Source organism: Micromonospora sp. NPDC049081, from assembly GCF_040648835.1.
GTDB lineage: Bacteria > Actinomycetota > Actinomycetes > Mycobacteriales > Micromonosporaceae > Micromonospora > Micromonospora antibiotica.
Genome location: NZ_JBEZEK010000042.1, coordinates 17,601 through 29,377 on the forward strand (window position 1 = coordinate 17,601; position 11,777 = coordinate 29,377).

Here is an 11,777-nt window from a genome sequence, read left to right on the forward strand (position 1 = left end):
TAGGGTCACTCTGTCATGTGGCAGGCGTACCTTCTCCTTGGTCGCCGCGACGGGGCCTGACCGGCCGGCACCCCGTCGCGGAGTCGAACCGCGCCGTCCAGCAGATCCGAACTTCTCTCGGCACCCGTCCGGGCATCGCCGCCCGACCCCTGCCGACATCATTCGCAATGCTGACGCCACCTGACCCACGGGAGCACTCCGTCATGGCTCAACCTGTCACCACCGACGCCGAAGCCGATCAGATCGCCCGGCAACGTCCCAGCCGGATGCCGTACCAGCGCTACGAGCCCTACCACCAGCAGTTCCGGATCGACCTGCCGGACCGCACCTGGCCGACCCGGCACGTCGAGGCCGCCCCCCGCTGGTGCGCGGTCGACCTGCGCGACGGCAACCAGGCCCTGATCGACCCGATGTCGCCGGAACGCAAGCGGCGGATGTTCCAGCTGCTGGTGCAGATGGGCTACAAGGAGATCGAGGTCGGCTTCCCGTCGGCCAGCCAGACCGACTTCGACTTCGTCCGGCAGCTCATCGAGCAGGACCTGATCCCCGAAGACGTCACCATCCAGGTGCTCACCCAGTGCCGGGAGCACCTGATCGAGCGGACCTTCGAGTCGCTGCGCGGCGCGCGCCGGGCCATCGTGCACTTCTACAACTCCACCTCCACCCTCCAGCGTCGGGTGGTCTTCGGCCTGGACCGCGACGGCATCGCCGACATCGCCACCCAGGGCGCCCGGTTGTGCCGCAAGTACGCCGAGATCCACACCCCGGACACCGACGTCTACTACGAGTACTCGCCCGAGTCGTACACCGGCACCGAGCTGGAGTACGCGGTGGAGGTGTGCGCCAAGGTCATCGAGGTGATCGACCCCACCCCGGACCGCAAGCTGATCATCAACCTGCCGGCCACCGTCGAGATGGCCACCCCCAACGTCTACGCCGACTCGATCGAGTGGATGCACCGGCACCTGCCCCGCCGGGACAGCCTGGTGCTGAGCCTGCACCCGCACAACGACCGGGGCACCGGGGTCGCCGCCGCCGAGCTGGGCCTGCTGGCCGGCGCGGACCGGATCGAGGGCTGCCTGTTCGGCAACGGCGAACGCACCGGCAACGTCGACCTGGTGACGCTGGGGCTGAACCTGTTCTCCCAGGGCATCGACCCGATGATCGACTTCTCCAACATCGACGAGGTCAAGCGGGCCGTCGAATACTGCAACCAGCTGCCCGTACACGAGCGCCACCCCTACGCCGGCGACCTGGTCTACACCGCCTTCTCCGGCTCCCACCAGGACGCCATCAAGAAGGGCTTCGACGCGCTGCACCGCGACGCCGAGGCGGCCGGGGTGCCGATCGACGAGTTCACCTGGGCGGTGCCCTACCTGCCGATCGACCCGAAGGACCTGGGCCGCACCTACGAGGCGGTCATCCGGGTCAACTCGCAGTCCGGCAAGGGCGGCGTCGCGTACATCATGAAATCCGAGCACCAGCTGGACCTGCCGCGCCGGCTCCAGATCGAGTTCTCGGGCGTCGTGCAGCAGGTCACCGACCACGATGGTGGCGAGGTCGAGCCGGGCACCATGTGGCAGATCTTCGCCCGCAACTACCTGCTCGACCACCAGGTCGACCCGGCCGTCACGCTGACCGGCTACACGATCGGCACCGTCGACGGCAAGGTCGAGATCGAGGCCCAGGTGGTCGTCGACGGCGCGGCGCGCACCCTCACCGCCGTCGGCAACGGCCCCATCGACGCGTACGTCAACGCGCTCCAGTCGGTGGGTGTGGCCGTACGCGTGCTGGACTACCACGAGCACGCCCTCTCCTCCGGTGGCGACGCCCAGGCCGCCGCCTACGTGGAGTGCGACATCAACGGCCAGACCGTGTGGGGCGTCGGCACCGACCCCAACATCGTCACCGCCTCCATCAAGGCCGTCACCAGCGCCGCCAACCGCACCCGGCACTGATCGCACACCCGTACGCCGGCCCGGGGCCGGTGGTCACCGCCGGACGATCCCGGACGACCACCGGCCCCGGCCGCTACCCGCGCCGGGGCGACGGCCCGGTGCCACCCGGCGCGTGGTCCGGGGACGGCGGGCGGTGGACCAGCAGGGCGGCCAGCAGCGCACCGCCGAGCAGCAGGCCGGCACACCAGGCCATCGCCCCCCGGAACGCGTCGGTCAGCGCACCGGCCTGCTCGTAGCCGGTACCGGACAGACCCACCAGCAGCGGCAACGCGGCCACCGCGAGCAGGCCGCCGGTGCGCGACGCGGCGTTGTTGAAGCCGCTGGCCACCCCGGCGAACCGGTCCGCCACGGCAGCCAGCACCGACGCGGTCAACGGCGCCACCACCAGGGTCAGCCCGATCCCGAACAGCAGCACCCCGGGCAGCACGTCCCACCAGTACGACGCCCCCGGCCCGACCCGGCGCAACAGCAACAGCCCGCCGGCGGCGACGACCGGGCCGACGGTCAGCAGCAGCCGGGGGCCGATCCGCGCCGACAACGCCCCGGCCCGCGCCGAACCGAGCAGCAGCAGCACCGTCATCGGTACGGTGGCCAACCCGGTCCGCAGCGCCGACCAGCCGACGACGTTCTGCAGGTAGACGGAGAGGAAGAAGGTGAACCCGCTCAGCGCGGCGTAGACCAGCACGGTGAAGACGTTCAGCACCGAGAAGAGCCGACTGCCGAAGATCGTGGTGGGCAGCATCGCCCCCTCGCCCCGGTGCCGTTCCAGCAGCACGAAGGAGACCGCGGCGAGGACACCGGCACCGGCGGCGAGCAGCACCGACCAGGAGCCGACCCCGCGTACCGGGGCGTCGATCAGGGCGTAGGTGAGCCCGCCCAGCGCCAGCGCGCCGAGCAACGCCCCGGCGATGTCGAACCGTCGGCCGGCACTGCGGGAGACGTTCTCGTCGCGGCTCTCCGGCACCCAGCGCATCGCGGCCAGCAGCACGCCGACCGCGAGCGGCAGGTTGATGAAGAAGATCCACCGCCAGGAGAGCGCGTCGATCAGCCAACCCCCGACGAACGGGCCGAGCGCGGTGGACACGCCGGACAGCCCGGACCAGGTGCCGATCGCCCGGCCCCGGTCGTCCGGGTGGAAGCTCGCCTGGAGCACCGACAGCGACCCGGGGGTGAGCAGCGCCCCGCCCGCCCCCTGGAGGAACCGGGCGGCGATCAACTGGTTGGTGTCCTGGGCGAGCCCGCACAGTACGGAGGCGACCGCGAACCAGACCACCCCGATCAGGAAGATCCGCCGCCGGCCGAACCGGTCCCCGAGCGACCCGCCGAGCAGGACGAAGGCCGCCAGCATCAGCGCGTAGCCGTTGACCGTCCACTGGAGACCGGCCACGGTGGCGTCGAGGTCCGCACCCAGGCGGGGTAGTGCCACGTTGACCACGGTGCTGTCCAGGAACACCATGCCGGAGGCGAGGATCGCGGCGAGCAGCGTCCCCCGCCCGGCTGTGGTACGGATGCGGAGCGCGTGAGCCGGTGCCGTCATGGGTACCAATCTGCACGCCCACATCCGGAGACGCCACGAAATGCGGAAACCGTGCTTGGGTACTGTGCGGGATCGCCGGAAGCCCGCAAGCTGGAAAGGTGTCGTCTGTGCGTACCAGATCAGGAGGCCGCGCGGCGGTGGCGGCGGCCCTTGCCGCGCTGCTCGCCCTCGGCGCGGGTGGTTGTGACGTCTCGGTGGCCGAGCCGGAGGCGCCACCCGGCAACTCCGGCAACGTCGGTGAGCAGCTCGCGGAGCTGACCGTCGCCGAGGCCGGTTCGATGAAGGGCTACAGCCGCGACCGCTTTCCGCACTGGCGGGACACCGGCAAGAACTGCGACGTCCGGGACAGCGTGCTCCAGCGGGACGGGAAGGACATCCGCCTCTCCGGCTGCAACGTGGTCGGCGGGCGGTGGGAGAGCGTCTACGACGGTCGGACCTTCACCGACCCCTCCGACGTGGACATCGACCACATGGTGCCGTTGGCCAACGCGTGGCGTTCCGGCGCCGACGAGTGGGACGACGCCAAGCGGGGTGACTTCGCCAACGACCTGATCCGGCCGCAGCTCTTCGCGGTCTCGGCCAGCTCCAACCGGTCCAAGGGTGACCAGGACCCGTCGCAGTGGAAACCGCCGAACCGCGCCTACTGGTGCACGTACGCGGAACACTGGGTAGAGGTCAAGCACCACTGGAAGTTGACGGTGACCAGCGCCGAGAAGGCCGCCATCACCGACATGTTGGGAGGGTGCACATGGGCGGGCAAGCGCTGACACCGACCGGTCCGGGCGGTGCCGACGCCGGGGCCGACCCGGCCGGGGCGGCAACGACCGGAGCCGGGGCGGCACCCGAGGGGGCGGCACCGGCCGGCGACGGGGTCGACGGGGGCGGGGCCGCAGCGGCGGCCACCGCCGGGATGACCGCCGACGGCCGGGCCGCCGGCTCGGCCGAGGTGCCCGGCGCGGGGATGACCGCCGACGCGGGCGGCGACGGTACGCCCCGCGAGCTGACCGCCGACCTGGTCGCCGGCCCCGGTGGGGTGATGACCGACGAGGTCGGTGTGGTGACCGGTGAGCTGACCCTGAAGTCCCGGTACGCCGACGGCCAGGTCACCCTCGCCGTCCAGTACAAGGACGCCGACGAGTGGTACGCGGTGACGGGCGGGACCGCCAAGCTGGACGACCCGGCCGGCCTGGACGCCGTACACACCATCGCGGTGGCCCTGCTGCACCGTCCCGAGGGCTGACCCGGCACCGCAGCGGTCCGGTCGGCGTCGCCGGGGATCACCGCACCTGCGGCGGCCCGCACCCGTCCCGCCGGCCGCCCGATCGGCGTGGCGCGTGACGAGGGCCCCTTCCCGTACCCGGGAAGGGGCCCTCGTCGTGTGCTCACAGGGTGGGGATCAGCTCACCGGTGTCGCCCGGCGCCCCGCCGTCGTCCGGCCGGACCAGCTCCGGCGCCACGTCGTGCGGGCGGAGCCGCCCGGCGGCGATGTCCTCGGCGAAGTGGCAGGCCACCCGGTGCCCGCCCACGACGTCCCGCAGCGCCGGCCGCTCGTCGGCGCAGCGGGTCGGCTGCGCCCACGGGCACCGGGTGTGGAACCGGCAGCCGGCCGGCGGGTTGGTGGGCGACGGCAGGTCACCGGCGAGCAGGATCCGCTCCCGCCGGTCCTCCACCAGCGGGTCCGGCACCGGCACCGCCGACATCAACGCCCTGGTGTACGGGTGCATCGGCTCCCGGTAGAGGTCGTCGCTGGACGCCTCCTCCACCAGCCCACCCAGGTACATCACCCCGACCGTGTCGGCGATGTGCCGGACCACCGCCAGGTCGTGCGCGATGATCAGGTACGTCAGCCCGCGCTCGTTCTGGAGGTCCTCCAGCAGGTTGAGCACCTGGGCCTGGATCGACACGTCCAGGGCGGAGACGGGTTCGTCGGCGACGATCAGATCCGGGTCGAGGACCAGTGCGCGGGCGATACCGATGCGCTGGCGCTGCCCGCCGGAGAACTCGTGCGGGTACTTGCTCAACGCCGAGGCGGGCAGCCCGACCGCCTTCAGGGTGTCCCGCAGCCGCCGGCTCGTCGCCTCCTTGTCGTCGGCCAGCCCGTGCGCCTTGAGCCCCTCCACCAGCAGCGACTCCACCGACTGCCGGGGGTCCAGGCTGGACAACGGGTCCTGGAAGATCATCTGCATCCGGCGGCGGGCCTTGCGCATCGACTCGCCCTTGAGCGCGCGCACGTCGGCACCGTCGAAGACGATCTCACCGTCGGTCGGCTCGACCAGCCGCAGCAGGCCCCGGCCGAGCGTCGACTTGCCGCACCCCGACTCGCCCACCAGGCCGTACGTCTCACCCGCGTTGATCGACAGTGAGACGCCGTCGACCGCGTAGACGTAGCCGACGGTACGGTCGAAGAGCAGGCCACTCTTGATCGGGAAGTGCACCTTGACGTCGCGCAGCTCGATCAGCGGTCGCCCCTGCCCGGTGGCGTCCCCCGGCCCGGGCTGCCCGGCCCCGGCGTCGCCCGGCGCGGTGGTCGTACCGGCCTCCGTTCCCGGCAGCCCGGTCGCGGCGTCGTCCGTCCCCACCCGCCCGGTCGCGGCCTCGTCCGTGGCCGACCGCTGGGTCGCGGCCTCGTTCTCCGGTCCGGTCCGTTCGGTCACGGCACCGCCACCTCCTCCGAAACAGGGTTGTTGCACCGCAGGTCGCCGCCGGTGGCGGTGGGCTCCAACGGGGGCGGGCCGTCCAGGCAGGCGTCCACCACGTTGTCGCAGCGCGGCGCGAAGGCGCAGCCCTCGACCCACGGGATGTTGTCGGCCACCGAACCCCGGATGGCGTGCAGCCGCTCGCCCCGCGGCGAGTCGAGCCGGGGCACCGAGCTGAGCAACCCGTGCGTGTACGGGTGCCGGGGCCGGGCGAACAGCTCGTGCCGGGCGGCCCGCTCCACCACCCGGCCGCCGTAGAGCACGTTGACCGTGTCGCAGAGACCGGCCACCACCCCGAGATCGTGCGTGATCATGATGAGCGCGGTGCCGGTCTCGTCGACCAGCTGCTTGAGCAGGGTGAGGATCTGCGCCTGGATGGTGACGTCCAGCGCGGTCGTCGGCTCGTCCGCGATCAGCAACCGGGGCTTGCAGGCCAACGCGATGGCGATCAGGGCCCGCTGCCGCATCCCACCGGAGATCTGGTGCGGGAACTCCGTCAGCCGGCGGTCCGGGTCGGGGATGCCGACCGCGTCGAGCAGCTCCCGGGCCTCCCGCAGCGCCTTGCGCCGGTCCATCCCCCGGTGCCGCTCCAGCACCTCGGCCACCTGCACCCCGATCGGGATGACCGGGTTCAGCGAGGACAGCGGGTCCTGGAAGATCATGCCGATGTCCCGGCCCCGCCGGTCCCGCAGGTCGTCCGGGCGCAGCTTGAGCAGGTCGGTGCCCTCGAACAGCACCTCGCCGGTGACCCGGTTGCCCCGCTTCGGCAGCAGCCCCATGATGGCCAGGCTGGTCACGCTCTTGCCGCAGCCGGACTCGCCGACCAGGCCGACCGTCTGCCCCGGCTCCACCGTGAAGCTGACCTGGTCGACCGCCGCGAACGGCCGCTCGCCCCGGCGCTGGAACACCACGCTCAGATCGCGTACGTCGAGCAGGCTCATCGGGTCACTTCCTCACTGTGCTGGTCGTTCGCTCCCGGCTGCGGTCGCCGGCCCACCGGGTGACCGCCCGGCCCGGGACCGCCGGCCCCCGGTCGGGCGGGTCGCACACCGACCTGCCGCACCGCCGTCACCGCCGGTTCTTCGGGTCGATCGCCTCACGCATCGCCTCACCGAGCAGGGTGAAACCGAGCGCGACCACGATGATCGCGAGCGCCGGATAGTAGGCCAGCTCGGGGCGGACCTCGAAGTAGCGCTGGCCGTCCACACCCAGCATCAGCCCCCACTCGGCCCGGTTGATGTCCGGGTCGCCGAGGCCGAGGAAGGACAACGCCGCCGCGTCCAGGATCGCCACCGCGAAGGTCAGGGTGGCCTGCACGATCACCGCGGTCAGCGAGTTGGGCAGCATGTGCCGCAGGACGATGTTGCGCTCCTTGACGCCCAACGCCCGCGCGGCGAGCACGTGATCGCTCTCCCGCTGGGCGAGCATCGAGCCGCGCAGCAGCCGGGCGAAGATCGGCACGCTGACGATCGCCACCGCGAAGATGACCGTCCACTGGCTCGACCGGCTGGCCATCGCGACCAGGGTGATCGCCAGCAGCAGGCTGGGCAGCGCCAGCATCACGTCGGTGAGGCGCATCAGCACGACGTCGACCCAGCCGCCGAAGGCACCGGCCACCGCACCGAGCAGTACGCCCAGGGTGAGGCCGATCAGGGTGGCGAGCACGCCGACGAAGAGGGTCTGCCGGCTGCCGTGGATCATGCGGGAGAAGAAGTCCCGACCGAGCGGGTCCGAGCCGAACGGGTGCCCGGCGGTGGCGCCCGGGATGCTGTCCACGGTCAGGTCCCGGGTCAGCTCGTCGAACCGCTGCACCGGGTCGTGCGGGGCGATCAGCGGCGCGAAGATCGCCACCAGCACGAACAGTCCGACGATGACGGCACCGACGATGGCCACCGGGTTGCGGCGCAGCCGGCGCAGCGCGTCCCGGTAGAGGCTGACCCCGCCCGGGTCCGCGGTGGCCCGCGCCAACTCGTCGAGCCGGGCCCGCTTACGGTCGCCGAGTCGACCGATGCTGCGCTCCCGCCGCTGTGCCGGGGTCTCGCCGGGCTGGCCGGTCGGGTTCTCGCCGGGCTGCCCGTCGGCGGCCGGGCCCTCGGCGGGCTGGTCGGTGGGGGTGTCGCCGGTGCGGGGCTTGCCCACGCCGGGGCGGGTGGTCGGGTCACTCATCGCACACGCACCCTCGGGTCGATGAACGCGTAGGAGAGGTCGACCAGCAGGTTGACCAGTACGAAGACCAACGCGGCGAGCAGGATGATCGCCTGGAGCACCGGATAGTCCCGGCCGCCGCTGATCGAGTCGGTGATCAGGGTGCCGAGGCCGCCCCAGTTGTAGACCTTCTCGGTGAGCACCGCGCCGGAGAGCAGCGCGCCCGTCTGCAGACCGATGGTGGTGACCACCGGCAGCAGGGCGTTGCGCAGGATGTGCCGGCCCCGGATGGTGCGGTGCCGCAGGCCCTTCGCCTCGGCGGTCCGCACGTAGTCCTCGTTGAGCACGTCGAGCACGCTGGCCCGGGTGATCCGGACGATCACCGCCAGCGGGATCGTGGCCAGCGTGACCGCCGGCAGGATCAGGTGCCAGAGCGCGTCGGCGCTGGCGTCGAACTCCCGGGTGAGCAGGCCGTCCAGGACGTAGAACCCGGTCACGGTGGTGTTGTCCATCCCGGTGCTGATCCGCCCGGACGGCGGGAACCAGTGGATGTCCTGGGTGAGCACGTCCTTGAGCAGGTAGCCCAGGAAGAAGATCGGGATCGAGATGCCGAGCAGGGTGCCGGCGATGGTCAGGTTGTCGAGGAGTCGGCCCCGGTAACGGGCGGCGAGGTAGCCCAGCGGCACGCCCAGGCCGACCGCGATGATCATGGCGGCGACGGCCAGTTCGATGGTGGCCGGGAAGGCGCGGGCGATGACGTCGGTGACCGGGTCACCGGAGCGGATCGAGTTGCCCAGGTCCCCGGTGATGACCCGCTGCATGAACTTGCCGTACTGCACGAGGATCGGCTGGTCGTAGCCGAGGGCCTTGATCAGCAGCGCTCGCCGCTCCGGGGTGGCCCGCTCGCCGAGCAGCGCCTCGACCGGCCCGCCGGGCAGGTTGCGCAACCAGACGAAAATCAGCGCGGACAGCGCTATCAGCGTCACCACCAGCTGCAGCAGGCGGCGGACTATGACTCGCAACATCTCTCACACACCAGACTCTCGATGTTCGCGGCATCGGCCCGGGCCGGCACTTGCTCCCGACCCGGGCCGATGCACGCCTACGGCGTCAGCCGACGGACGTCACTTGCTGACGCTGACCGTGTTGAAGCGCTCGTCGGTCAGCGGGCTGGCGACCAGCCCCTGCACGTCCTTGGTGACGACGATGGCCGGCGGGGCGTGCCAGACCGGCACGGCCGGCAGCCACTTGGCGGCGATGTCGCGGTTGACCTGCTCCCAGGCCGCCTTCTTGCCCGCCTCGTCGACGGTGCCGTCGGCCTTGGCGATCGCGTCGAACATCTCGGTCATGGCCTGGTCACCGAACTCGACCTTGCCCCGACCGAAGAAGGTGCCGACGAAGTTGCCCGGGTCGTTGTAGTCGCCGGTCCAGCCGAGGATGTGCAGGTCCTGCTTGCCGAACTGCTGCACGTCGTCCTTGAAACCACCGTTCCACGGACGCGGCGTGCCGTTGACCTTGATGCCGACGGCCTGCAGGTCGTTGGCGAGGACGGTAAAGATCTCCTGCGGGTTCGGCATGTACGGCCGGGAGACGTCCGGCGGGTAGTAGAAGTTGAGGGTCAGCCCCTCCGCACCGGCCTCCTTGAGCAGCTGCTTGGCCTTGTCCGGGCTGTACTCGTACTTCTGCACGTCCGGGGCGTAGCCGAGCACGGTGTCCGGCATGAACTCGTCGGCGACCTTGGTGCCACCCGGGCCCTTGGTCTGCACGAGCTGCTGACGGTTGAGGGCGTAGGCGATCGCCTGGCGTACCCGCAGGTCCTTCAGCTTGGGGTTCTTCTGGTTGATGCCCAGGTAGAGGATGTTGAACGCCGGGCGGTCGAGGACCTGGAAGCCCTCACCGGACAGCGCCTTGCGGTCGGCCGGAGCCGGGAAGTCGATGCCCTGGACGGTGCCCGCGCGCAGCTCCTGCTTACGGGTGTTCTCGTCCTTGATCACCTTGATGATGACCTTGTCGACCTTGGCCTTCTCGCCCCAGTAGTCGGGGTTGCGGTTCAGGGTGATCTCGTTCTTGGCCTTGTCCCAGCCGCCGAACGTGAACGGGCCGGTGCCGACCGGGGTGGTGGTCGCGAACGAGCTGTACTCGAAGGAGTCGCCGTTCTGCTTGACCGTGTCGGCGTCGCCCTTCTTGAGGGCCTCCGGGCTGGCGATCGAGAGCGCGGTCAGCGCGAACGCGCCGGGGAACGCACCCTTGTACTGGTTGAGGGTGACGACGGCGGTGCCCTCGTCCTTGGCCTCGCACTTGTTGTAGAGCGCCTGGCCGGCACCCTCGGCCTCGTTCTTGGCGAACCCGCCGAAGACGTCCTGGTAGTAGATCATCTGCGACTGGGCGGCGGCGCCCTTCATGTTGTACCAGCGGTCGAAGTTGTAGCAGACCGCGGCCGAGTTGAAGGGGGTGCCGTCGTGGAACTTCACGCCCTGGCGCAGCTTGAAGGTCCAGACCTTGCCGTCGGGGTCGTGCTCCCAGCTCTCGGCCAGGCCACCCACCAGGTCAGCCGTGCCCGGCTTGTGCTGGATCAGCGTGTCGTACATCTGCCGGACCGGCCGGAACGACTCACCGTCGTCGTTGAAGATCGGGTCGAAGTTCTTCGGGTCACCGGCACCGGCGAAGATGAAGGTGCCGCCCGTCTTGGCCTCGCCACTGCTGTCATCGCCGCGGTCGCTCTCCGCACAGCCGGCCGCGCCGACCGCCAGGGCTGCAACGGCCACGAGGCTCACGGCCGTCCTTAGCCTTCTCGCCTGCATCTCTCACCTCTGTCATCCGCCTGAACAACGCCGGTCCATGGCTCGGTCCGTGAGCGGGAGGCTATGACACGTCACACCGAAGCGGAACGCCCGTTAGGCAATCGCTATCAAGCCGACACCAAGCGCAAGGTCTGACACCGCCGGATCTCCCGACAAACAGGACTGTCACAGCGGTACCTCGGGGATATGTCCGCAACCGCCCGGACCATCCGAGTCCGCGGTCGTTCCCGGTCACCCGCCGGCACCGGCCCACCCGACCGCCTCCCGCAGCCCGGTCGGCGGGGCACCGGTCGGGGACCGTAACGGCCGTCGTGCGCGCCGTGTCCGGTTCCGGGAGTACGCTGCGCGCCCGCCCGCGCGGTCTGCGTGTCATGGGGTCGACGTCCCGTGACCGGCGGCACCCCCGGGCCGGAATCCGGGCCGGCCCGCAGGCGTTACACCCTGCGTACGACCGCAGCACCACCCCCGGCCGCCCGGCCCGACGCCCCCCGGCGGAATGAGCGGGCACCGACGGTCGTTACACCTCCCACGGACGACCGCAGCACCACCCCCGACCGGCCCGCCCCCGCATCCGTGTGGGAATGGCCTAGGGACCCCGGTCGTTACACCTTTCCCCGGCACGAGCGGCCCACCTCCCCGG

Annotated in this window: 9 protein-coding genes; 3 read left to right on the forward strand and 6 right to left on the reverse strand. The window is 71.0% G+C overall.

All coding sequences use genetic code 11. The features are described from left to right. The first annotated feature begins 203 nt into the window (after positions 1-203). Positions 204-1,958, forward strand: coding sequence for a 2-isopropylmalate synthase (gene leuA / locus AB0B63_RS31480; protein ID WP_357025495.1), 1,755 nt, complete (start codon positions 204-206; stop codon positions 1,956-1,958). Positions 1,959-2,031: 73 nt separating this feature from the next. Here leuA and AB0B63_RS31485 read toward each other — a convergent pair whose 3' ends face one another. Then, positions 2,032-3,495, reverse strand: a complete 1,464-nt coding sequence (locus tag AB0B63_RS31485) for an MFS transporter (protein ID WP_357025498.1) — start codon at positions 3,493-3,495, stop codon at positions 2,032-2,034. 107 nt (positions 3,496-3,602) lie between these two features. Between AB0B63_RS31485 and AB0B63_RS31490 the strand changes: the two genes are divergently transcribed. Both AB0B63_RS31490 and AB0B63_RS31495 read left to right on the forward strand, forming a co-directional pair. Then, the gene (locus AB0B63_RS31490) at positions 3,603-4,262 is read left to right on the forward strand and encodes an HNH endonuclease family protein (protein ID WP_357025501.1); all 660 of its coding nucleotides are present in this window, start codon (positions 3,603-3,605) and stop codon (positions 4,260-4,262) included. Continuing rightward, positions 4,244-4,735 carry a hypothetical protein gene (locus tag AB0B63_RS31495; RefSeq protein WP_357025503.1) on the forward strand — a complete coding sequence of 164 codons (492 nt, stop codon included), beginning with the start codon at positions 4,244-4,246 and terminating at the stop codon, positions 4,733-4,735. Before AB0B63_RS31490 ends, AB0B63_RS31495 begins: the two co-directional genes overlap by 19 nt. Before the next feature lie 142 nt (positions 4,736-4,877). Here AB0B63_RS31495 and AB0B63_RS31500 read toward each other — a convergent pair whose 3' ends face one another. The 5 genes from AB0B63_RS31500 to AB0B63_RS31520 all read right to left on the reverse strand — a co-directional run bounded on the left by AB0B63_RS31500 (position 4,878) and on the right by AB0B63_RS31520 (position 11,137). After that, on the reverse strand, positions 4,878-5,954 hold the full coding sequence (locus tag AB0B63_RS31500; protein WP_208567919.1) for an oligopeptide/dipeptide ABC transporter ATP-binding protein: 1,077 nt from the start codon (positions 5,952-5,954) through the stop codon (positions 4,878-4,880). Between the two features lie 191 nt (positions 5,955-6,145). Beyond that, positions 6,146-7,132 carry an ABC transporter ATP-binding protein gene (locus AB0B63_RS31505; protein WP_208567679.1) on the reverse strand — a complete coding sequence of 329 codons (987 nt, stop codon included), beginning with the start codon at positions 7,130-7,132 and terminating at the stop codon, positions 6,146-6,148. Positions 7,133-7,259: 127 nt separating this feature from the next. Beyond that, on the reverse strand, positions 7,260-8,201 hold the full coding sequence (locus AB0B63_RS31510; RefSeq protein WP_176739055.1) for an ABC transporter permease: 942 nt from the start codon (positions 8,199-8,201) through the stop codon (positions 7,260-7,262). A 152-nt stretch (positions 8,202-8,353) separates the two neighbouring features. After that, on the reverse strand, positions 8,354-9,361 hold the full coding sequence (locus AB0B63_RS31515) for an ABC transporter permease (protein ID WP_208567678.1): 1,008 nt from the start codon (positions 9,359-9,361) through the stop codon (positions 8,354-8,356). Between the two features lie 99 nt (positions 9,362-9,460). Next, positions 9,461-11,137, reverse strand: a complete 1,677-nt coding sequence (locus tag AB0B63_RS31520) for an ABC transporter substrate-binding protein (protein ID WP_357025509.1) — start codon at positions 11,135-11,137, stop codon at positions 9,461-9,463. Positions 11,138-11,777: the final 640 nt, after the last annotated feature.

Excerpts from the sequence above, each read along its gene's own strand:
- AB0B63_RS31515 (WP_208567678.1), bottom strand. The coding sequence starts at position 9,361 with ATGTTGCGAGTCATAGTCCGCCGCCTGCTGCAGCTGGTGGTGACGCTG.
- AB0B63_RS31485 (WP_357025498.1), bottom strand. The coding sequence starts at position 3,495 with ATGACGGCACCGGCTCACGCGCTCCGCATCCGTACCACAGCCGGGCGG.
- AB0B63_RS31495 (WP_357025503.1), top strand. The coding sequence starts at position 4,244 with ATGGGCGGGCAAGCGCTGACACCGACCGGTCCGGGCGGTGCCGACGCC.
- AB0B63_RS31520 (WP_357025509.1), bottom strand. The coding sequence starts at position 11,137 with ATGCAGGCGAGAAGGCTAAGGACGGCCGTGAGCCTCGTGGCCGTTGCA.
- leuA (WP_357025495.1), top strand. The coding sequence starts at position 204 with ATGGCTCAACCTGTCACCACCGACGCCGAAGCCGATCAGATCGCCCGG.
- AB0B63_RS31505 (WP_208567679.1), bottom strand. The coding sequence starts at position 7,132 with ATGAGCCTGCTCGACGTACGCGATCTGAGCGTGGTGTTCCAGCGCCGG.